Source organism: Calothrix sp. PCC 6303 (assembly GCF_000317435.1).
In the GTDB taxonomy this organism is placed as follows: domain Bacteria; phylum Cyanobacteriota; class Cyanobacteriia; order Cyanobacteriales; family Nostocaceae; genus PCC-6303.
Genome location: NC_019751.1, coordinates 239,627 through 260,691 on the forward strand (window position 1 = coordinate 239,627; position 21,065 = coordinate 260,691).

General features: G+C 40.2%; 21 protein-coding genes and 2 pseudogenes. 11 read left to right on the plus strand and 12 right to left on the minus strand.

Translation table 11 applies throughout. The features are described 5' to 3' along the window. Positions 1–4: 4 nt before the first annotated feature. Positions 5–2,143 carry an HAD-IIB family hydrolase gene (locus CAL6303_RS00955; protein WP_015195965.1) on the minus strand — a complete coding sequence of 713 codons (2,139 nt, stop codon included), beginning with the start codon at positions 2,141–2,143 and terminating at the stop codon, positions 5–7. Between the two features lie 304 nt (positions 2,144–2,447). Between CAL6303_RS00955 and CAL6303_RS00960 the strand changes: the two are divergent. From CAL6303_RS00960 to CAL6303_RS01005, 10 genes and pseudogenes are all read left to right on the plus strand, one after another. Then, positions 2,448–3,296 (plus strand): annotated as a pseudogene (locus CAL6303_RS00960) (nitrogenase component 1); the annotation flags it as partial. Positions 3,297–3,535: 239 nt separating this feature from the next. After that, positions 3,536–4,855, plus strand: coding sequence for a nitrogenase iron-molybdenum cofactor biosynthesis protein NifN (gene nifN / locus CAL6303_RS00965; protein ID WP_015195966.1), 1,320 nt, complete (start codon positions 3,536–3,538; stop codon positions 4,853–4,855). Between the two features lie 225 nt (positions 4,856–5,080). Further along, positions 5,081–5,494: a nitrogen fixation protein NifX gene (nifX, locus tag CAL6303_RS00970; protein ID WP_015195967.1), complete on the plus strand. Its 414-nt coding sequence runs from the start codon at positions 5,081–5,083 to the stop codon at positions 5,492–5,494. Continuing rightward, positions 5,491–5,967, plus strand: a complete 477-nt coding sequence (locus tag CAL6303_RS00975; RefSeq protein WP_015195968.1) for a NifX-associated nitrogen fixation protein — start codon at positions 5,491–5,493, stop codon at positions 5,965–5,967. Before nifX ends, CAL6303_RS00975 begins: the two co-directional genes overlap by 4 nt. Before the next feature lie 124 nt (positions 5,968–6,091). Then, entirely contained in the window at positions 6,092–6,310 is a 219-nt protein-coding gene (locus tag CAL6303_RS00980) for a CCE_0567 family metalloprotein (RefSeq protein ID WP_015195969.1), read from the plus strand. After that, the gene (gene nifW, locus CAL6303_RS00985; protein ID WP_015195970.1) at positions 6,307–6,624 is read left to right on the plus strand and encodes a nitrogenase-stabilizing/protective protein NifW; all 318 of its coding nucleotides are present in this window, start codon (positions 6,307–6,309) and stop codon (positions 6,622–6,624) included. The genes CAL6303_RS00980 and nifW overlap by 4 nt, the downstream gene beginning before the upstream one ends. A gap of 10 nt (positions 6,625–6,634) precedes the next feature. After that, positions 6,635–7,432 carry a HesA/MoeB/ThiF family protein gene (locus CAL6303_RS00990; protein WP_015195971.1) on the plus strand — a complete coding sequence of 266 codons (798 nt, stop codon included), beginning with the start codon at positions 6,635–6,637 and terminating at the stop codon, positions 7,430–7,432. A 372-nt stretch (positions 7,433–7,804) separates the two neighbouring features. Further along, positions 7,805–8,176: a HesB/IscA family protein gene (locus CAL6303_RS00995; RefSeq protein ID WP_015195972.1), complete on the plus strand. Its 372-nt coding sequence runs from the start codon at positions 7,805–7,807 to the stop codon at positions 8,174–8,176. Positions 8,177–8,491: 315 nt separating this feature from the next. Further along, a complete protein-coding gene (locus CAL6303_RS01000; RefSeq protein WP_015195973.1) occupies positions 8,492–8,791 on the plus strand; it encodes a 2Fe-2S iron-sulfur cluster-binding protein in 300 nt (99 codons plus the stop codon). Between the two features lie 635 nt (positions 8,792–9,426). Continuing rightward, positions 9,427–9,792: a hypothetical protein gene (locus tag CAL6303_RS01005; RefSeq protein ID WP_015195974.1), complete on the plus strand. Its 366-nt coding sequence runs from the start codon at positions 9,427–9,429 to the stop codon at positions 9,790–9,792. Positions 9,793–9,819: 27 nt separating this feature from the next. On the opposite strand, the gene CAL6303_RS01010 is transcribed toward CAL6303_RS01005, so the two are convergent. After that, entirely contained in the window at positions 9,820–10,284 is a 465-nt protein-coding gene (locus tag CAL6303_RS01010) for a hydrogenase maturation protease (RefSeq protein WP_015195975.1), read from the minus strand. Between the two features lie 234 nt (positions 10,285–10,518). Between CAL6303_RS01010 and CAL6303_RS01015 the strand changes: the two genes are divergently transcribed. Further along, positions 10,519–10,980, plus strand: coding sequence for a tellurite resistance TerB family protein (locus CAL6303_RS01015; protein WP_015195976.1), 462 nt, complete (start codon positions 10,519–10,521; stop codon positions 10,978–10,980). Positions 10,981–11,077: 97 nt separating this feature from the next. Here the strand turns inward: CAL6303_RS01015 and CAL6303_RS01020 are convergent, their stop codons facing one another. The 10 genes and pseudogenes from CAL6303_RS01020 to nifK all read right to left on the minus strand — a co-directional run bounded on the left by CAL6303_RS01020 (position 11,078) and on the right by nifK (position 20,985). Next, a complete protein-coding gene (locus CAL6303_RS01020; RefSeq protein WP_015195977.1) occupies positions 11,078–11,737 on the minus strand; it encodes a histidine phosphatase family protein in 660 nt (219 codons plus the stop codon). Between the two features lie 217 nt (positions 11,738–11,954). Then, positions 11,955–12,377, minus strand: coding sequence for a hypothetical protein (locus CAL6303_RS01025; protein ID WP_015195978.1), 423 nt, complete (start codon positions 12,375–12,377; stop codon positions 11,955–11,957). A gap of 264 nt (positions 12,378–12,641) precedes the next feature. Then, a complete protein-coding gene (locus tag CAL6303_RS01030) occupies positions 12,642–12,974 on the minus strand; it encodes a hypothetical protein (protein WP_015195979.1) in 333 nt (110 codons plus the stop codon). A gap of 329 nt (positions 12,975–13,303) precedes the next feature. After that, positions 13,304–13,747, minus strand: a complete 444-nt coding sequence (locus CAL6303_RS01035) for a hypothetical protein (RefSeq protein WP_015195980.1) — start codon at positions 13,745–13,747, stop codon at positions 13,304–13,306. Positions 13,748–13,876: 129 nt separating this feature from the next. Beyond that, positions 13,877–15,001, minus strand: coding sequence for a site-2 protease family protein (locus CAL6303_RS01040; RefSeq protein WP_015195981.1), 1,125 nt, complete (start codon positions 14,999–15,001; stop codon positions 13,877–13,879). 218 nt (positions 15,002–15,219) lie between these two features. Next, on the minus strand, positions 15,220–15,666 hold the full coding sequence (locus CAL6303_RS01045; RefSeq protein WP_158333117.1) for a hypothetical protein: 447 nt from the start codon (positions 15,664–15,666) through the stop codon (positions 15,220–15,222). Between the two features lie 165 nt (positions 15,667–15,831). Then, positions 15,832–16,344 carry a hypothetical protein gene (locus tag CAL6303_RS01050; RefSeq protein ID WP_015195983.1) on the minus strand — a complete coding sequence of 171 codons (513 nt, stop codon included), beginning with the start codon at positions 16,342–16,344 and terminating at the stop codon, positions 15,832–15,834. Between the two features lie 378 nt (positions 16,345–16,722). Beyond that, complete coding sequence (xisF, locus tag CAL6303_RS01055) at positions 16,723–18,129, minus strand: fdxN element excision recombinase XisF (protein ID WP_015195985.1); 1,407 nt, start codon at positions 18,127–18,129, stop codon at positions 16,723–16,725. Positions 18,130–18,205: 76 nt separating this feature from the next. Then, a pseudogene (locus tag CAL6303_RS01060) lies at positions 18,206–18,766 on the minus strand (nitrogenase component 1); the annotation flags it as partial. 680 nt (positions 18,767–19,446) lie between these two features. Further along, on the minus strand, positions 19,447–20,985 hold the full coding sequence (gene nifK, locus CAL6303_RS01065; protein ID WP_015195987.1) for a nitrogenase molybdenum-iron protein subunit beta: 1,539 nt from the start codon (positions 20,983–20,985) through the stop codon (positions 19,447–19,449). Between the last annotated feature and the right edge of the window lie 80 nt (positions 20,986–21,065).

Sequence of the window (21,065 nt, forward strand, 5' to 3'; positions counted from 1 at the left end):
TAGTTTATCTGTGGAAGAAGTCAAAATGCTCTATGGCTTCGATAATTCCCAACGTATAAGCCTGCTTTGCGTAGTAAATGCGATCGCTATTAACCAAATGTGACAGTTCTTCGTGATGACGATTAGCTACTACCACTGCCAAAGTATTGCCCCGCATCATATCTTCATCGGCACCAGAACCACCCGCTACCAATATTTGTTCTAAGGGAATCCCCCACCTGTCAGCAACATAGCGTAAAGCCTGCCCTTTAGATGCTCGGATTGGTAAAATATCCAGGTATTGTCCGAATGAGAGGATAACATTCACCGCTAAATCTTCTTGATAAAGCAGACTATTAATCTCTTCTACTGAAGGTGCAAGATCAGAATCGTAGAAATAGCTAATTTTAAATCGACTCTGTTGCAGTTTCGGTTGCAATTCTAAACCTGGCAAATCAGATAGCACCCGCCGTACCTCCTGCGGTGTCCAACGCCGATCTATATGCTGTGACCACCAAATATCTGCGGTGAGATCCGGGTTATAATGAATGGCGGTACCGCCACTGGTAATCAGGACATCTGGTTCGGGAATATGGTATTGGCGAAGAGCCTTGAGGGCAGTATCTAAGCGCCTACCAGTGGCAATTCCAAAGGTAGTGTATTTACGATTTTCCCGTAGCACCTCAATAAAACGGGGTAAGTCGGCAGGGTTCCCCAATAGGCTCTGATCTAAGTCTGTGACGATGATGCGATCGTGATGCAGTATGGGGCGACGGGTTAGTGGAGTTGGCTCTACTACCTCAGTTTTATCAACCAACGGACGAATTGTACTTAGATAAGTAGTAGCGTGAGCCTTCCAGGAATAGTGTTTCTCTACGTTACACAAACCGTTGTCAGCCCGACGTTGCCACTCCTTGGGGTTCTCCAATAGGTTTAGTAGTGCCGCCACAATAGTATCGCTGTCTAAAGGATCGATGAGGATGCCATTATCGCAGTTGCCAATTATACCACATGGTCCGCCGTCCTCAGTTGCCACTATCGGCAAACCGCTAGCTGCCGCTTCCAGCAGAGTTAACCCAAAAGGCTCAGTTAATGCTGGATTCACAAACACGCCACCAGATAGGGCAGCAAGGCGGTAAATGTATGGTACTTCATCAGCTTTGTGGTGTTTCGGATAAGCCACCCGACCATAAAGATCGTAGCGATCGATAGCCAGAAATAGATTTGTCAGGACTTCCTGTGCGCCCTCATCCATATCACTGATGTCATCCCGATTACCTGCAATAATCAGTAGATTTGCCAATTCCTGTAACCTTTCTGAACTACCGTAGGCATCTACCAAGGCACCAATATTTTTACGGGTATCTGGACGAGATAAAGCTAAAATCAGGGGTTTATTTGGCTCGTTTAAAAAACGGGAAATTACTTGACCAATGGGTGTTTGCCATTCATCCCCTTTAGGCGGATAAAACAACTCCAGATCGGTACCTGGGGGAATGACACGCATCCGATCAGGTTGATAGCAATCGTACAGTTCATATTGTTCTTCAATTTCCTGTTGGGTGCTGGTAATCACTCGATCGGCACTAGTTAGGGTAATCTCTTCGGCTTCAATACGGCGTGCCATATTATAGCGGCGATCGATTTCGTCTGAAGATATACCAGTAGCTAGCAAACGGCGGCGTTTCACCCGACCTAAAGAATGACCAGTATGTACGAGGGGAACATTCAGGAAATGAGCTAGACGGCTACCGACATAGCCAGCGTCTGCATAATGGCTGTGAATAATGTCAGGAACCTGGTGAGAATTACGGATAAAGACCAACATATTATCAACAAAACTGTCCAAGTAATCCCACAGAAATTGTTTTGAGATATATTCTTCTGGCGACCCAGCTACTATACGAACAATGCGTGCCCCGTTTCCCAAAGATTCAATTTCCTGACTGTAGTCTGCATCTAATTTGGGGGCAGCCACCAAACGGGTGAACAGATCTACTGCCCCTACACCAGGTAGATGGGATAAGGCACGAGCAAGTTCTACTACGTATTTGGTCTGTCCGCCAGTATCAGCATCGCGTCCCAGTTCTAAATTCTGACCTCTGATCAAGCCATGCACGCTGATTAGAGCAATGTACAGACCTTTGGCACTTGGAGTTGACATAATACACCTACAGTAATCAGATTTTTGGCGTTGCTGACTTGATGTATGAAAACAATTTTGCGTAATGAGAGAAATCCTTGGAAGACGCAATGTATTGCGTCTCTACATTTTAAATCCATACCGTAATTTAGCAACGCCAAATTTTTAGGTCGTTTTTTACTCTATCACTATGTGAGCCAATGGAATCGCAATTCTTTGTAGCGATCGCATGAATATATCAAGGCTCACTTACCGTAGTGTGACGCTCAAATCCGATATTTTTTTGGTGATCCCTCACTAGCTACCATGTTGTAATAAGTGTTTTGCAGAACCTGAATATACAACACCTTATGACATTAATTTGATTGGTGAGTACAACATTGCCGGGGAGATGTGGAATATCTTACCGCTGTTAGAAAAGCTGGGAGTTCGTGTTCTCTCAAAAATTACAGGTGATGCTCGCTACGAGGAAGTATGCTATGCTCACCGTGCCAAATTAAATGTGATGATTTGCTCCAAAGCGCTGATTAATATGGCGCGAAAAATGGAGGATAAATATGGTATTCCCTACATCGAAGAGTCATTTTACGGTGTGGAGGATATGAATAGATGCTTACGAAATATTGCTGCAAAACTGGGGGGTACTGAGTTAAAAGAGCGTGCAGAAAAGTTGATTGCCGAAGAAACAGCAAAGTTAGATACTGCTTTGGCTGGTTATCGGACTCGCCTCAAAGATAGAAGAGTAGTTATCTATACTGGTGGAGTTAAAAGCTGGTCGATTATTTCGGCTGCACAGGATTTAGGAATGCACGTTGTTGCTACCAGTACGAAAAAGAGTACTGAGGAAGATAAAGCTCGAATTAAACAGTTACTTGGGGTGGATGGGATTATGTTGGAGAAAGGAAATCCCCAAGAAATTCTCCGCGTAATTGATGAAACCAATGCGGAGATGTTAATTGCAGGTGGACGAAATCAATATACTGCTTTGAAAGCTCGAATTCCTTTTTTAGATATTAACCAAGAGCGTCATCATACCTATGCTGGTTATAACGGGATGGTGAATATGGCAAGGGAATTGGATGAGGCTTTACATAGTCCAGTGTGGGAACAGATTCGTAAACCTGCGCCTTGGGAGATGGAATTAATCATTGAGAAATCTGTGTATTTTGATTAGGGTGTCACTGAAGAAGCAGAGGGGCAGGGAGAGGGGGAGCAGGGGGAGCAAGCCCTGCCCCGGAGCCATGGAGCGGAATCTGGGTATCAAGCCCCGCCCTTCTAGGGCGCTCTAAAAGAGTGCGGAGTACAAGCTCCGTCTCAGTTTTCCCCCTTGCACCCTGCACCCCTGCTCCCCTGCCTCTTCATAGTCAGGGGAAATCAAATCAATGGAAAAAACATCCTAGGGGGTAAATAAGAATGGCGATAGTCTCGATTCCAAATAAACCAGTTGTGGTTAATCCACTCAAACAAAGCCAACCGTTAGGTGCAGCGATCGCGTTTTTGGGTTTGAAGGGGATGATACCATTACTGCATGGTTCCCAAGGTTGTACGGCTTTTGCCAAAGTGGTTTTGGTGCGCCACTTTCGGGAGGCTATTCCGTTATCCACAACGGCAATGACTGAGGTGACTACTATTTTGGGTGGAGAAGACAATATCGAGCAAGCGATTCTCACCTTGGTAGAAAAAGTCAACCCGGAAATTATTGGCTTATGTACAACTAGCTTGACAGAAACGCGGGGTGATGATATGGAGGGAATCATGAAAGATTTCCGCAAGCGTCATCCAGAGCTAGATAAATTACCAATTATTTTGGTATCGACACCAGATTTTCGAGGTGCATTACAGGACGGATTTGCGAATGCGATCGCGTCTATCGTCAAAGAGGTACCTGAAGCAGGTGCAATTGAACCGCGACAGGTGACAATTTTAGCAAGTTCGGCTTTTACACCTGGAGATATTCAGCATGTGAAAGAAATAGTCACAGCGTTTGGATTGGAACCAATTGTTGTCCCTGATTTATCCACTTCTATGGATGGTCATTTAGATGATGCTTGGAGTCCAATTACAGTGGGTGGAACGACTTTAGCACAACTGAAAAAAGTTGGCAGTTCTGCCTTCACAATTGCTTTGGGTGAAAGTGTCCGCGAAGCTGCCGCAATTTTAGAAAAACGCTTTAATATCCCCTATGAAGTATTTTCCGAGTTGACAGGTTTGCAACCAGTAGACGAATTTATGCAAGCATTGGCAGACTTAAGTGGAAATAGTGTACCAGAGAAATTTCGTCATCAACGTCGGCAATTGCAAGATGCGATGTTAGATACGCACTTTTATTTTGGTCACAAGCGGGTATCGTTAGCATTAGAACCAGATTTGTTGTGGTCAACAGTTTTATTTTTGCGATCTATGGGGGCAGAAATTCAAGCGGCTGTAACTACCACACGTTCTCCACTTTTAGAAGCATTACCAGTTGAAACAGTAGTTATTGGTGACTATGAAGATTTTGAACAACTAGCGATTGGTTCAGATTTATTAATAGGTAATTCCCATGCAGCTACTATTTCTAAACATTTAGGAATTCCCCTATACCGTCAAGGCATTCCCATTTTTGACCGTCTAGGAAATGGACAAATGAATAAGATTGGGTATCAAGGGACGATGGATATTTTATTTGAAATTGGGAATATTCTCCTAGAAGATGAGGAAAAAAAAGCTAGGGATTTAGATTTTGAAATGTAATTGATATATCAACATGCATTTCCCGGAAATATCAAGAGAGACGTGATATTTCTCGTCTCTACAGTTTTTTTCTGATAATTCATGTCTGATGAATTGGCTGTATTTAATTAATAAATTGCGAATTTTACAGCAACATTTTCAACTCGAAATTATTAGCTATCATCCCATATTTGCAGAGAATATAGCTTCTACAGAACTGCTCATCAAAATAGAGGAGAACAAACCATGAAAATAGCTTTTACGACTAGTGACAATACACATGTAAATGCTCACTTTGGCTGGGCAAAAATAATTGATGTGTATGAAATATCAGACAAAGGTTACAGTTTTTTAGAAACCTTACATTTTGAAGGTGACTTAAAACAAGATGGTAACGAAGATAAAGTTACACCAAAACTTGATGCTTTAAACGATTGCAAAATTGTTTATGTTTCCGCAATTGGGGGAACTGCTGCTGCCAAGTTAATTAAAAAAGGTGTGACACCAGTCAAAGCCAAATCTGACGATGAAAAGATTGCTGAGATTTTGGCAAAACTAGTGGAAACCTTAAAGGGAAATCCACCACCTTGGTTACGCAAAGCATTACTAGAAAAACCAAAAAGTTTTGAGGAAGAAATTGACGAGGAAGCAAGCGTATGAGTGAAAAAAATAGTGTAAAACCGGATACCTCCTTTGAAGTAAATAGCTCTCCGTTCCTGAAAGCGATCGCGCAACAGATCCGTGGGCAAGATGTGTATGGTGTTTACCGTAATTGGTCGGATGATTTACTCCTCAAACCATACGTTGTCAGCAAGCAGAAAAAGCGTGAAATCTCTATAGATGGGGAAATTGACCCTTCAACCCTCAGCCGAATCATGGCTTTTTACCGTGCAGCAGCAGCTTGTATCGAAAAAGAAACAGGTCTACTTTCCCAAGTAGTTGTGGATTTAGGTCATGAAGGTTTCGGCTGGGCTTTGGTATTTGCAGGTCATTTAATTTTGGTTCGTAAAACCATGCGTGATGCTCACCGTTTTGGCTTTGATTCTTTGGAGAAACTAGCCGCAACAGGTGAGGAATTAGTTGCAGATGCAATTGAATTAGGTAAGCGTTTTACCGAAGTTGGAGAAATTTAAAAAAGGGAACTCTTAACAGGGAACAGGGAACAGAAAAATGTCTGTCTCGTTGAATTATTCTCAAAAGTTTTCGACATCTAGCTCCTTTGTTCTACGCTGATATCGCTTTTTGATGGAGGTTGTCATGGCTGAAATGACAGAAACAGCTATTGAGGATTTGAGAATGCAAATCAAACGCCTCAACAGTAAAGCTGGTCAAATGAAAATGGATTTACATGACTTAGCAGAAGGTTTGCCAACTAACTATCAACAATTGATGGATGTGGCAGCAGAAACCTATGAGATTTTTCGTAAATTAGAACAAATGAGACAACAACTCAAAAATATGGAGCAAGCACAATGAACACAGATTTTGATACTTTTAATCAGATCGTTGAAGCTGAGGAGTATTTTAAGTTTTTTGGACTTGCTTACGAACCAAAAGTGGTAAATGTCAACCGTTTACATATTTTGAGAAAGTTTTCTTTATATATTAAAGAAATAGACCAACAAAACCCAGGTTTAGGCTTTGCAGAAAAACTTCATAAATACCGTGCAGCTTTAGAGCAAGCGTATCAAGTTTTTCTAGAATCAACACCTCAAGAGCAAAAGCTATTCAAAGTGTTTAATGATAAGCCAAAAAATGTAGTCACGCTGACAGAAATCACTTCTGATTAGGAGGTACAAAGTGATTGACCTAACGCCTACCGAGTTGGAACGTTACCGCCGCCAAATAATGCTCCCTAATTTTGGCGAATTAGCACAAAAGCGCCTGAAATCAGCTACAGTTCTGGTTACTGGTGTTGGAGGATTGGGCGGTACGGCAGCACTGTATCTGGCTGTTGCGGGTGTTGGTCGGTTGATACTAGTTCGAGGTGGTGACTTACGGCTGGATGACATGAACCGTCAGGTTTTGATGGCGGATGACTGGGTTGGTAAACCCAGAGTGTTTAAAGCCAAGGAAACCCTAGAAGCTATTAATCCCGATATCAAAGTAGATGCAATCTTTGACTACATCACCCCAGAAAATGTAGACTCGTTGGTGCAATCTGCTGATATGGCGTTGGATTGCGCTCACAATTTCACTGAGAGAGATTTACTCAATGAAGCTTGTGTGCGTCATCGCAAACCAATGGTGGAATCGGCGATGGATGGAATGGAAGCTTATTTAACCACGATTATTCCTGGTGTAACTCCATGTTTATCCTGTTTGTTTCCTGAAAAGCCAGTTTGGGATAAACGCGCTTTCTCAGTTTTGGGTGCAGTCTCTGGAACACTTGCTTGTTTAACTGCATTGGAAGCTGTGAAATTAATTACAGGATTTAGTCAGCCCTTACTATCGCAGTTGTTGACGATTGACTTGAACCGGATGGAATTTGCGAAGAGACGATCGCATCGTGATCGTGAATGTCCAGTCTGTGGGAATAATGCACCTTGGCGTTATTCGTCCCCTCAGTCAGTGGAAACTACCACCAATTGCAAATAGGAATGCTGGATATTCCTGGGTTAATTTAAACAAGCGATCGCTTATGGCTTTCAGCGAGCTTACCACAAGACATCTCATATTGAGTTATCACTGCTGGTTAACGACTATCTTCCTGATCGGAATTTAAGCTGAATCTCGGCTTTGTGATCAACGAAGTATTATTTGTTGTTACTTTTCTTCTCACCACCAGCAAAATCACTAGTTGTCAATGATTAAAAGTTGATTGATAGCCTATATGAGTCTTTCAAAGCTAATGATTGTCACCAATAAAGTCTGAAAAACTCATCATTGATTAAGGTTAGCATCACCCAACAAGTCATTATTGGCAACTAATAAATTACAACAATACACTACCAACAAATTGGAGGAACGATGGCTGTTACACTAACAGAAAAAGCAGAATTTCGCTTGCAAACTTTTTTGTTTGGTTCGTCTTCAGACTCCAATCCAACAAACAAAGGTATTCGTATCTCTGTTTCTGATGGGGGTTGCAATGGCTATGAATATGGAATGGAAATCACTTCCGCACCCAAGTCTGATGACCTAGTAATTCAACAAGGTAAAGTACTTATTTTTGTTGACCCTAAAAGTGCGCCATTGTTGGAAGGAATTGTGATCGATTTTGTTGAAGGTGTGATTGAAAGTGGCTTTAAATTCGCTAATCCCAACGCTACAGATACTTGTGGTTGTGGTAAATCATTCAAGGCTAGTGACTGTACTCCAGAAGCTAAACCTTGTAAATAAACCAACTCTCATTCATCTATCTAGCTTGAAGAAGAGGCAGAGGGGCAGAGGGGCAGGGAGCAGGAAGGATTAGACAAGGCAGCTTTTGGGGGTCATCCAACTCCTAAAACGTGCCGTCCCATGTTCAGCTTCGCTCCATAGCAGTTCTTGTAGCGGTCATGTATCGAAAGCTCCTTTTACCACTACCCCTGCTTCTTGTTGAGAAAATACCGAGCATTTGGCTTACCAGCAATCAAATATTTACCCATCTTGCAAAATTAGCAATATCGGTAAAGTGGTGTAATTTCGTTTCTTAAAATAGAGGAGAACACAACAATGGCAACATATCAAGTTAGATTAATCAACAAGAAAGAAGACCTTGATACCGTAATTGAGGTAGACGAAGAAACAACAATTTTAGATGGTGCAGAAGAAGCAGGTATTGAACTACCTTTCTCTTGCCATTCCGGTTCTTGCTCTAGCTGCGTTGGCAAAATTGTTGAAGGTGAAGTAGATCAATCAGATCAAATTTTCTTGGATGATGATCAAATGGGTAAAGGATTTGCTTTACTTTGTGTTACCTATCCTCGTTCTAACTGTACAATCAAAACTCACCAAGAACCTTACTTAGTATAGGTATAAACTCACGAAGTCAGAGAAGCTTCCTCGTCTTTGTACGGGGAGGTATTTCTGACCTCAAATTTACTTCACAGTCATGGCTAGTAATCAGCTATGACTGTTTAAGTTTGTGATTATTTAAAAACAAAAAATCGAAATCCACACAGATTCGTATCAAATAATGCTTTTTTTTGAGTAAATTAATTTATGATATAGATGAAAATGAGTATTTAACTTAATGCTCTGAATACAAAATATTTGAATCGATATTACATACAAAAGATCTGCACATAAAATTTGTGTTTCTTCCGGATTCAATTATTATGTGTCGGATAAGTGTAATTAAGTTAGATATGATGAATCTTTCAGCTTTTTTTTTGATGATTGCTAGTTTAATTACCTTCAAAAATATTGGCTGAACATATTAAATATTGCTGCTAGAAAATGTCTTGGTTTTGTAATATCCACAAGTCATTGAAACTTTAGCTTGCCAAGAAACAGATTCATACAATAGCCTATCCATTCAGATTCTGAGTATTCAGTTTGCAATGTTGTGTGTCTATAAACTAGATACTAGAAATTTTCGGATAGCTCATAATTCCCTGGGTTCATAATAATAACTGAAAATCAACCAATAATCAAGTGAGTGGGAGATGAAAAAAAAATTTAGTTCTGATGATTCCCGTCCAATGCAATTAACATCTGCTGATATTATATTGCGGCAACAACTTGAGTATTCGTTAAGTAAATACTTCTATGATAAATGCGATCGCATTCTCCAAGATCTCCTGTCTGGGTGCCGATGGTACATGACAACTCAGTCTGATGCTTTAACTTTAGTGGTAGAGTGTCCAGATCAGGTGACAAACTGGTTAGTTCTTCGCAGTATGGTACCTATGGCAATCATACTCAAGAAAGTTGTGGCTAGTGCCAAAATTCGCGTCTGTCCTCCGGAAACTCAGGGAATACCATTTGAAATGCGTGTAGATGAGTTGGGAGCTTACCGTGAAGAAGCTTAAAATCAAGTTTTGAGGATATCTTATTCTCTACATATTGCTAATCCTTTCGATAATCTTCTCACACACAATATTGAGTGCTTGCTCCACCTTTGAAGTTAAATCCCAACCAAAGTCAATGTTTCCTGCTTCTATTAGGTATACCGTCACGTCTAAGGGGAACTCATGGGGAAAGATTTTCCTCCCCGATGCGATCGCATGATGCCACCGGAAGTCATGTAAACTATAACCAGGCTCCGGTAACTCTACAAGTTCATCACCAGGAACCTCAAATACTGCACCAGGTTCAGAATCACTACAACTAGCATCAATGATAATTAGCTCTGTACAACCCCGTGCCTGAAACATCACCTCCATTCCTCCAGTTCCGCAATCATAAACCCGTATATCTGGATGAGGATGTTGAATTAGGTATCTTTGCAGACGTTGCGCTACCAAAACACCAACTCCATCATCACTACGATTTAAATTTCCACAACCAATAATAGCTAGCATTGATTTAAAGATTAATTAAGAACTTAATACCAATTCAAAAAAAGTGCTGCATATAGTAGTTAAAACGATTGTTCGCTTCATTGCTACAGCGGAATTAAGTGCAAAACGAGTTAATTTGGAAAAAAAATTATTTCCATGTTAGTTTTGTTTCTTTTTGGGGAAGTATAACTGAAGTTTGTTGTATAAACAGCAACTAAACAATGTGAGTTTTATTCCCTAAGGAAAGTGTAAATCATGGCTAAAAGAAGTTTTCCTAATTCTCGTCGTAATACCCAAGTTACTTTAGAACCAGAAGTGGCAATTGCTGTTGTCGGCATTTTCTCCTCCCTTGCTGATGGTGACGAATTAGGACATGAAGAAGACTATGCTCTTGGTGAAATGTTATGTAGTGTTTCCGGATTTGAAGACTATTCCGAAGAAGACTATGTGAACTTGTATAATCGTGCGATCGCAGTCATTAACGAAGAAGGAGCAGAGGAAGCATTTACACAAGCGATCGGTAGTTTACCAAACAAAAATTATCGAGAAGCTGCATACGTTACAGCTGTCACAGTCGTATCTATTGATGGTGAATTTCCTGAAGAAGAAGAGGATTTTCTCGCAGGACTTCAAGAAGCTTTGAAAATATCAGATACCAGAGCAGAAGAAATAATCGATGAAATTTTCTGCGAAGACGAAGAGGAAGAAGAAGAGTAATTTTAAATTCCTTTATCACAATTTAGGGATTGTATCTCACCAAAAAAAATCCCATTTTACCCCCTGAGATCACTCAGGGGTTTGTACATTTCTTAGTCTAGACAGAACTTCCGCAAGACACTAAATCTAGGAGATGAGACGTAACTACACCATTCATCCAAATATCAGAATTCTGAATTTGTAACTTCACAATTCCACCATTAGGAACCTTAAATATATCTAGAAAAATCTTAATTTTCTGCATACTTTCAGGACTAATTTCTCGTGAATTAGTTAGCAACAACCAAATAAATACTCTCATAAATATTTCGTGGGTAAAAATTGCAGTAAATTTATTTTCTAGCTGAGAAATTTGCCTTTGCAAACCAAAGCAACGCTCGATCATTTTTGCAAAAGACTCTGCACCCTCTCCATCAGAATAAAACGGATCACAACGTTGCCAATATTCTTCAGCCATTGGAACACGTTGACTTAAAGTTGTATTTTTACGTCGCATAGTTGCTAAATAACTAAATTCCTGCACTTCCCACTCGCTTTGAGGAATTCTTGGAAAACGCTCGATAGTCGGTTCCGCTGTTTGTTTAGTTCTTAAATAAGGAGAAGTAACAATTAGCGAAGGTTGTTCACTGAAAAATAAAGCTACTTTTTTTGCTTGTTGCTGTCCTTTTTGCGTCAATTTAATATTTTCTACTTCCGCAGTCACCAAACCTGCGTTTGCTTCACTCTCACCATGCCGAATTAACCAAACTATAGCCATAATCTTTTATCGGTTATGCACTCACTCCCAGGAATGTTATCATATCGCCTTCTATTAGGTATGATGCTCAGGTAGTGTATTTACTGAAAATACAATTAAAATTTGTATCAAAATTTCACGGACTACAAAATTCCCAACTGATTTTGTCAATCGGGAATCTAACTATTCTCTAAGATGAAATTAAAATATTCTATATAGCTGTAATTGATGCAAAAATTTACAAAACTACATTATATTTTGCCGCAATTTGATTTAACTTATCGAACTGTTGTTGAGATGCTTGAGCTAGCTTTTCATCAGTAGATAAAGTGCTTTTCTTCCCTTTAGGAAGTAGATATTTCACATAAAGAGAAATAAAATCTACTACAATTGGTAAACCCTTAAGATCATGGTTGTCAGCTTCTTTACCAGCGGCGAATGCTGCCATTCCACCTTCAATTGTATTTCTAGTCGCATTCATGAATTGATCCACTAGTTGTTCAACATAATGTCCACCAGTGAATTTTTTTAACTTGATGCTATCTGGAGTAAATTCGTATCCACCTTCCTTCGCTTGATCCAACATGCACCATTCTGCAAGTTCCTTGAGTGCATCTTCTGGAAGTTTCGCGAGGTGAGGATGTAAATCTAATTCTGACATAATTGCTCCTTAGAAAGTAATAAGATAATAAATCAGGAAAAGTTTGTTAGTTATGGCTAAAGTTAAGGTAATAAGGGTACATCACAGTTTTTGTTTCGCAAATAAAAAATATTTTTTTTATTCAATATTCAAAAAGTGGATGTTCCTAGTACAGTTCGGCGTAAATAAGCCAACCATTACAAACAGACCAAAAGCTTGTTTTATTGGCTTTATTCCTTCTGCCTTCTGCCTCCTGCCTTCACGTACTAGGTAATAACTGAGGTGCTAATTACTGTTGCCATTTCCAGTTACAAGAATTTCATTTTCTGTATTTTTTGTGAATGTGTACAGTTCATTCAATTTATCTAGAGGAGTAATCACCATGCCAATTTTCGGAACATTTCTCAGATCTAAAAGCAAGAAAAATTTACCTTTATTATAATATTTTGATGTTACTTCTGACAACAGTAATTTGATGTAGCAATCTTCAGCTTCTGTAACCTCATGATAATAGGAAATGTGAGCTTTTGTATCAAAATATAACTCCGCAGAATAGATAGATTTACGAATTTTAACCGTGATATTTATGGGAAAAGAGTCGTTGGGAATAATAGTCATCAACAAAAAGTCCTCTAATTTAATTTTAATTTGTAGAGATAATGTTATTATTTTTCAATAGAATCAATACTATTTTTCGCGGATGTAGAGATTAATAAAGAAAGATTAACGCTAATTAGAAAAGGATTTCGTACATTAGGCTACCATCGTCAATGGGAATTGAATCAAACTCAAGTAAGGTGGATAAAGCAAAACCCGGGTCTCTCACAAGTGAGAAATCCGGGAGTAGGGAATAGCATAAATCTTAAAAGTTTTCCGTTTGTTCTGGTATGCCTTAGTTCACGATGCTTAACCAGAATCAAATAGCTAGGAATATGAAAGATCGAATCCTATTTACCAAAAGCGTCTTTAATATTATCTACAGTGCGTTCAACAGCATTCTTTGTATCATCTACTGCTTTTTTGGTTTTAGCTGCATCTTCATCGGCTCTACGTTGAATTGTAGCTGTATCTTTAAGAGCTTTGCGCTGGACAAAACTGCCATTGCCGTCTGTTGATTCTGCTACTTTGCTTGCATTTCGTTTTGCAGTATTTTTAACTTTATCTGCTGCATCATCAATAAAGTTCTTAGTTTGTCCAGCATCTTCGTTGGCTTTACCTTTAACTGTAGAATCTGCGTTAGCTATGAAATTTACGCTAGGTGCAGCTATTGCTGTAGTATTTGATAATAGTGAAGAATGCCAAGTGAAAGCTATAGCCGAAAGGCAAAGCACTGTTATAGCAAGGAAGTTTCCTACAGTTGAAAGTCTTTTGCTGAAATGAGTTAGTTGCATAGGATACAGTTTTTATTTTCTTTACACGTATCCTATTTTTACTTCATTTGACTCTCGGCTCAAATCCTTCTGTAGCTAGACATGGTTTTTATCAAAAGATAGAATCTACAGGATAGACTTGTCGTAGCATTAGGCAGGGTTAGCTTGCATTCTTCTCTCAAGCAAAAGCCTAATTGCAGGTTTTTCTAAGATACCTACCAAAACACCATTCTCACGAATCACAGTTAATGCGGAGAGTTTTTGTTGCTCAATTAGCTGCACCACTTCTAACAATGGTTTGTCAGCTTGGACTGTGGTGGATTCGGCAATTGGTTGCATGACATCTTTGATTTGAGTTTCTGTCCACAATTGCGTCGGGATGGAACGCATATTATCAAAAGATATTGCTCCTACCAATTGTCCATCATTGTTGGTGACTAAAAAACGTTGCCAGTTTTGTCCACTGATAATTTGCTCGTCTGCAAACTCTCTCAGAGTCAGATCAGCAGAAACAATTGGACTATCATTACTCACAGCGTCACTAGCGGTTAAACCTGTGAGTTGTTCTTGTACTCTGGCAACTTGGGCTGCATTACCGGCATTTTGTAATAAGAAGAAGCCAATCAACAAGTTCCAGAAGTTACCAAAGCTGCCAACCAAAAATAGCGGGATTAAGCCAGATGCGATCGCTATCCAACCAAAAGCTTGTCCAACTCGACTGGCAAATACTACTCCTTTGTTGGGATTACCTGTAATTTTCCAGACAATTGCTTTCAGTATATTTCCACCATCCAAGGGTAAGCCAGGTATTAAATTAAATGCAAACAGCGACAGATTAACAGAAGCAAGTACCCCTAAAATTCCTGCCAAGGCTCCAGATACACCAGTACCAAAGCCAATCCCTGCAAAGATACCGAATAGAAATAGACTAACCAAAGGACCTGCGATCGCTACCCAAAAGGCTTCGGCGGGAGTCTTTGATTCTCTTTCTAAGCTTGCCAAACCCCCAAATATAAACAGTGTGATGGATTTAACATCAATTCCCTGACGAATAGCCACAAAGCTATGCCCCAGTTCATGGGCAACAACGGAAGCAAATAGCATCAACGCCGTCATCAAACCCAGTAGTAAAGCGAATCCATTCCCTAAATCAGGAAATGCTGCTGATAAACCACTTCCATAAGTCCATGTCACCAAACCCAGCACTAAAAACCAGGATGGATGGATATAGAACGGAATCCCGAAGAGATTGCCAACACGAATTGTGTTATTCATGGCGTTTACCTTATATTTCTAAATTGAGAGGTTTGTTTCTCTCGATATATTCATAGTAACGAAATGTTAAGCATTTTTAATATTTGTAACGGTAGTGGTGTCCGTCTATTAGGGTGCGGTTATGCGAACTAAGTACCACAACCCTTATTTTGCGAGAGCTTTAATGTATTGTATAGGTAACAGAGGTAGTTGAGCGCAGCCGAAACTACCCCTGTTACCTATGGACAACTACCAGCTAGTTCTGGAAATTTCTCATCTTGTGCGTCAGAAACCTCACGAAATTTATTACGGGAAATCTCGATTGCTGCTTTGGTATGTTCTGCTGTAAGTTGATGAAATTTCATATACTCAGCCCCGGCTATTGCCCCCTGTAGACTGGCATAGGAACCTGTGGAAGCACAGGCTCGAAGTAATTTCATCTGTGCTTGGGTTTTACCGGGAAAGGTGAGCTTTTCTGAAGCTTTAAAGGCTTTTTTGTACTCAATTATAGCTGACTGAAAGTCAGCTTTTTGCTCAAACCTTGCTCCTTTGATCCAGCGATCGCTTATTTCAGATCCATACACACAATTGGTAGTAAGTTTACACTTTACTGTTCTAGCTTCAGCAGGTTGAGTTTGAATGCACACAATTGAGCCTAATGTCAAAGCAGAAAATAGAACCAGCATTTTTAAGTTTTTTATCATATCAAATTTTCACAAATTAATTGAATGTTAATGAAGGCAGTAGGCAGCGAAAAGTTTTGTGGACGGAAAGCCGTCCCCACAAACTTTTCAAGACAGTCCAAATGAAAAAAAATTCATTAGTATAGATGCAACTGTCTTTTTTATGAATCACAATTTAGCGCCAAAAACCTTGAGCATACTCCGAGTAGACTTCATTGCCCAATCAGTTTGACTTTTCCGCTCTTTGGGGGTGAACGTTGTTTTGATCATGTTATAAGCCGGGGCAACAGAACCCACTTCTACTTCTGCGATCAATTTTCCGTTTTTAAATATCCAAGCTTGCCCACTACCTGTATCTCTAAAGGCAAACAGCTTCCCACCATAAAAATAAGCTGTTGGTCCATTATCGCCCTCTGGTCCTTCGATACTAACTCTGGTATGAATATCTTCCATTCGGCATAGTTCATATTTCAGCCCATCAAAGGTACGTTTTTCTGGACGTACACAATTTTCATCCACAAAACTAGTGTGTCGATCAAATTCCTGTTTAAAAGTGAGTTTGGGCTTGGCAGCAAGGGTTGATTTTGTTACTGTTTGAGCCTGCACAGATGGGATATCTGGGTAACTAAAAATACATAAAATTCCCGTAACTGCCAGTAGCAGATGCGATCGCTTGAGCATAATTGTGTAGATTTCCTAATTTCCTCTCTCCAGAATAAAATGGTTTTTGCTTTGATTCTTCGGTGAAATTACTTCATTCTAAGCAATTTGCGCTTAACTACTAATCTACCAAGGAAACATTGGCGCTCTTAATGAAATTTGTTACCGATTACCGATAAATGATTCTCAAGTAGTTCCCTGCTAACAGAAAAATTTCAGCCAAGTAATAACCTAAAAACAGCGCTACAGAATGCCCAAAAATGCCCAAAAATTTTGTATGACTTCGACACATTCTCAAAAAGTTTTAAAAATGCTCAATGATCGGTTATTGGCAGCTTATGAAAGATACTACGGAGATTTGAAGGTTGGGGATATGTCTCCTGAAGAGTTTATCACAACCTACGGACGCATTGAGGATCGGGTTAATGGCAATTTAAAAGTCGGGGTAATGCTTCCTGACGAATTCACCTCTACTTTCTCGACAAACTCAACTAATGCTGCACGCAGTTCTAAATCATCCAAAGATTCCCAGAATGTAGCCTGAGAAGCAATTGTTATCTGCTTCTGGGCATTTTCAAAAGCATCCCTATCAACGATTTTTACAGGGGTTGATAGGCTATTTATTGTTTCCTCTATTTTAGCGATCGCATGAATGATATCAGGGTTGGAACTGCGAAGTCCTCGCATCACCGACAACTCATTACTTAAGTTTTCGATTTCTTTGGTATTCACAATTACTGTCGTCACTGATTGACTTTGTAAATGATCAATTAATTGCGGTGCATGTCTGCATAGTTCTGTAATGGTCTGAGCAATTATTTCCCGCAGTCGGGTACATTTGGAATTTTCACAATGATATTTTCCCGGTTTACTGTAATTCGCGCAACGCATATATTCGGTTTTGGTTTTGTGACGGGAAAAGTTCCGATACATCCCTCCCCCACAATGAGCGCATTTAATTAAACTGGAAAGTGGATAGTCGCCACGGGTTGATGTTGCAGAACTGCGATATCTGCGATTCGCTGATAACTTCTGTTGAATTGCCTCTACTGTTGCAGCGCTAACTAAAGCTTCGTGAGTATCAAAATTAATTATGGGCTCTCGGTTAACACCTTTTTTCTTCTTGACAAAATAAGCTGTATGCCCTTGTAGAGCCAGGTTTTTTACCCAATCTCGCAAACCAGCGACGCTAAAAACTATTTCATATTCTACGTAAATATAGGTGCAAACATCTTTAAGCGATCGCATCTCTAAAATTAACTCGATAATCAGCTTCCCTAGTTCAAAATAGGTTTTTCCCGATTTCTCATGAATATTCCGATTCGGAACCAATCGCTGATTTTCGTCTTTCCCGTATCCAAATGGAGGAGTACAAAATTTGAGTTGCTCACGAAAATAATTATTTCCATGCTTAATCCTCTGGGATAACAGCCTCGATTCAAATTCTGCCAACCCGGACATTTGATTAATACTAAACCACCCAAAAGGTGAATTAGGATCAACTGGTGCATCTAATACCCTAAGATTAACCTCATGCTTTACGAAAATCTCGATCGCCTTATGAATAGTAATCACACTCCTACCCAAGCGATCGACACGAGTGACAATAATTTCATCAACTTGATTTCGTTGCACCAAGTACAGCAACTCATTAAATTGTTTTCTCGAATCACTACGTCCTGACTCAATATCTATCAGTATTTCCGTTGCACCCGCCGTTTTTAATCTAGCTATTTGCTGATTTAATGCATCAAATTCCTCAGCTTGTTCTTGCGTGCTAACACGGGCATAACCGTAAACTCTCATAGGAATTTTGGCAACTAGTTTAATTTAAATCAGTCCCAAAATCATATCATAAAAGGTGTTGTTCTAAATGTTTAAGTTCTGCTGTACCAACCACATATTCTAATAAAGTTTCACCCCCAATCCGGTTTCCAAGGTTCTTACTTCCTACAAATCCAGGTGAATTAACTGGAATGACTGGGACTCCAATTTTTTTCGCTGCCGTCTGGCACACTGCATCCAAATCCTCGCCGATGAGCGCGGTGACACAGGTCGAGTAAACGAATATGGCTGCCGGGTGATAACGCTTATGGATATCCATGACAGCTTTATAGAGCTTTTTTTCTCCGCCGAAGATAATATCATTTTCACTTAAGTCGGTTGTAAAGCCCATTTTATATAGCATCGAACCCGACGAAAGACTGCCACGACTCCCCCAGGAGTTGCCAGCACAAGCAATCGGTCCATGAACTAAATGAGCAGCATTAGTAATTGGGACAAGGGCAATCATTGCTCCATCAAACGCACAACCCCCCTGTGCTGCTCCAGGTTGTGCTTGTTGAGTACATGATTTATTTTTTTTCTCACCATTTTTTTGGTGATTATGTTCGCATCCAGGTTCTTGAAGTAACTCGTTAATTTTTGCTGGGGTAATCTTCATAGTTTTTTGCTGCTAGATGAGATAGTCTAATTTTTAGTGGCTAATCGGTGATGCTTGATTCTTAACTTAATGTCTAAAAATAATCATGAATAATATGCACTCCCCAAATAATTATATGTTCCCGTAGGATGTGTAAAGCCCTCCAGGCATGGCTAAGTGCAAAGTACACGCTACGCGCACGCTAGAGAACGGAGTTCGTAACGCACCATTCTCCACGGTTTAGTAGTAGTGATGATCATGTTGGGTTACATTCCACTTCAACATCATCTGCTACAACGGGTGGTAGATGGGAAGCGGCTTCTGTTGGCGTTGGCCCTACAGCCCTGCGGGCATCCTACGGCGGGCGTGGCGAAGCCTCAGCCGCCCTGTAAGGGCTAAGTACAGTCGCAAAGCAATGACTCCCCAACCGACAGAATATATCTTTTCGAAAACTCCAGACTTCAACATGAATGAGTTTCAAATAATATTTTCGATGCCTTCATAACACCACCCAACACCCTGTGTAAATTCCCATACAAATAAAGAAAAAAGGTCAAGGAAAGACAGATAAAGCTGAAGATGAAGTATAAAGTCTGATGCATTATTTTAATTTTTAGCATTCATTCTCTATCCTTCACTCTTCATCATTTATCCTTTTCCTTTTCCTTTATTGGCACGCCACGAGTGATGCGATGTAACTATTAACGGATCAAGTCAAAAGAGATATCTGTCTTACCAGCAATATCCGAAGAACGATCCAATTCATCAAGAATGGTGTTAACAACCCAATTGAGTAAGTTCAATCCACCTTTATAACCAAGAGTTGCATAACGGTGTAAGTGGTGGCGATCCATCAAAGGATAACCAATACGCACCATAGGAATCTTGGTATCACGCCACAAGTACTTACCGTAGGAATTACCTACGAAGAAGTCTACAGGCTCGGTGAATAGAAGAGAACGCATGTGCCATAAGTCTTTTTGAATCCAGACTGTAGCACCTTGACCAAATTGGCTAGCCTTCAAAAGTTGTTCCATCTCAGCTTTGAAGGTTTCATCACCATTGTTGCAAAGGATGTGAACTGGTTCAGCACCCATTTCTAACAAGAAGCTAGTTACACCGTAGATCAAATCTGGATCACCGTAGATAGCAAACTTCTTACCATGAATCCATGCATAGGAGTCAGTCATCGCGTCAACTAAGCGACCACGTTCAACTTCTAATTCTTCAGGAATGGCTTTACCTGTCATTTCTGACAACTTCATCAAGAATTCGTCGGTACCTCTGATACCCCAAGGACGGAGAACGCAGGTATCTTGCTTCCAGTTTTCTTTGATGAATTCACGAGTTTTAGGTGTGGTGTAAGCTTGGAGAGCAACTGTAGCTTTAGCATTACAAGCATCAGCAGCATCTTCTAGCTTGGTTCCACCGGGATACATCTCGTATTTACCGTTGTTAGGAGAATCCAAGTAATCGCTGTTATCAGCTAAAATTGTGTGGTCAATACCCATCAAACCCATCATCCGTTTAACTTCACGGTTGTTCTCGGTGTAGGTATCAAAACCAGGAATAAAGTTGATTTTACCATTGCTGCTGCTCTTCTTTTTACCTTCTGTTAAGGTTAAAAGAATTCCCTTCATCATGTTGTCATAACCAGTGATGTGGGAACCAACAAAGCTAGGAGTGTGTGCAAAAGGAACAGGCATGTTTTGAGGAACAGCACCAGCAGCTTTGGCATTACCAATAAACGCTGATAAGTCATCACCAATAACCTCAGCCATACATGTGGTGCAGACTGCGATCATTTTTGGTTTGTAAAGTTGGTTAGAAACTTGCAAACCTTCAACCATGTTGTTCAAACCACCGAAAACCGCTGCATCTTCAGTCATTGAAGAAGAAACTGCACTAAACGGTTCTTTGTAGTGACGGCTAAGGTGAGTCCGGAAGTAAGCAACACAACCTTGTGAACCTTGAACAAAAGGAAGAGTTCCTTCAAAACCAACAGCAGCGAAAATCGCGCCTACTGGTTGGCAACCTTTAGCAGGGTTGATGGTTAAAGCTTCGCGGGCAAAGTTCTTTTCGCGGTATTCCCAACCTTTTGTCCACTCAGAAACACGTTCAACTTCTTCAACAGAGTGTCCACCTTCAAACTGTTCACGCTTATTCTTGAACAGTTCTTGGTATTCTGGCTGTTTGAATAACTCAACGTGATCTACAATTTTATCTGGATTTTGTGGCATTTCTCTCTCTCTACTTTTACGTTCTAGATGAATTTATTTCGGTGCGGGGAATAAAAAGAGGGAAATCACGAAGGCAAAAG

What these genes read in the sequence shown, in the direction of transcription:
- nifK (WP_015195987.1), bottom strand. Translation starts at nt 20,985, where the DNA reads ATGCCACAAAATCCAGATAAAATTGTAGATCACGTTGAGTTATTCAAA.
- CAL6303_RS00995 (WP_015195972.1), top strand. Translation starts at nt 7,805, where the DNA reads ATGGCTGTTACACTAACAGAAAAAGCAGAATTTCGCTTGCAAACTTTT.
- CAL6303_RS01015 (WP_015195976.1), top strand. Translation starts at nt 10,519, where the DNA reads ATGGCTAAAAGAAGTTTTCCTAATTCTCGTCGTAATACCCAAGTTACT.
- CAL6303_RS00980 (WP_015195969.1), top strand. Translation starts at nt 6,092, where the DNA reads ATGGCTGAAATGACAGAAACAGCTATTGAGGATTTGAGAATGCAAATC.
- CAL6303_RS01000 (WP_015195973.1), top strand. Translation starts at nt 8,492, where the DNA reads ATGGCAACATATCAAGTTAGATTAATCAACAAGAAAGAAGACCTTGAT.
- CAL6303_RS01040 (WP_015195981.1), bottom strand. Translation starts at nt 15,001, where the DNA reads ATGAATAACACAATTCGTGTTGGCAATCTCTTCGGGATTCCGTTCTAT.
- CAL6303_RS00975 (WP_015195968.1), top strand. Translation starts at nt 5,491, where the DNA reads ATGAGTGAAAAAAATAGTGTAAAACCGGATACCTCCTTTGAAGTAAAT.
- CAL6303_RS01010 (WP_015195975.1), bottom strand. Translation starts at nt 10,284, where the DNA reads ATGCTAGCTATTATTGGTTGTGGAAATTTAAATCGTAGTGATGATGGA.
- CAL6303_RS01045 (WP_158333117.1), bottom strand. Translation starts at nt 15,666, where the DNA reads ATGCTGGTTCTATTTTCTGCTTTGACATTAGGCTCAATTGTGTGCATT.
- xisF (WP_015195985.1), bottom strand. Translation starts at nt 18,129, where the DNA reads ATGAGAGTTTACGGTTATGCCCGTGTTAGCACGCAAGAACAAGCTGAG.
- CAL6303_RS01025 (WP_015195978.1), bottom strand. Translation starts at nt 12,377, where the DNA reads ATGTCAGAATTAGATTTACATCCTCACCTCGCGAAACTTCCAGAAGAT.
- CAL6303_RS01030 (WP_015195979.1), bottom strand. Translation starts at nt 12,974, where the DNA reads ATGACTATTATTCCCAACGACTCTTTTCCCATAAATATCACGGTTAAA.
- CAL6303_RS01050 (WP_015195983.1), bottom strand. Translation starts at nt 16,344, where the DNA reads ATGCTCAAGCGATCGCATCTGCTACTGGCAGTTACGGGAATTTTATGT.
- CAL6303_RS01035 (WP_015195980.1), bottom strand. Translation starts at nt 13,747, where the DNA reads ATGCAACTAACTCATTTCAGCAAAAGACTTTCAACTGTAGGAAACTTC.
- nifW (WP_015195970.1), top strand. Translation starts at nt 6,307, where the DNA reads ATGAACACAGATTTTGATACTTTTAATCAGATCGTTGAAGCTGAGGAG.
- CAL6303_RS01005 (WP_015195974.1), top strand. Translation starts at nt 9,427, where the DNA reads ATGAAAAAAAAATTTAGTTCTGATGATTCCCGTCCAATGCAATTAACA.
- nifX (WP_015195967.1), top strand. Translation starts at nt 5,081, where the DNA reads ATGAAAATAGCTTTTACGACTAGTGACAATACACATGTAAATGCTCAC.
- nifN (WP_015195966.1), top strand. Translation starts at nt 3,536, where the DNA reads ATGGCGATAGTCTCGATTCCAAATAAACCAGTTGTGGTTAATCCACTC.
- CAL6303_RS00955 (WP_015195965.1), bottom strand. Translation starts at nt 2,143, where the DNA reads ATGTCAACTCCAAGTGCCAAAGGTCTGTACATTGCTCTAATCAGCGTG.
- CAL6303_RS01020 (WP_015195977.1), bottom strand. Translation starts at nt 11,737, where the DNA reads ATGGCTATAGTTTGGTTAATTCGGCATGGTGAGAGTGAAGCAAACGCA.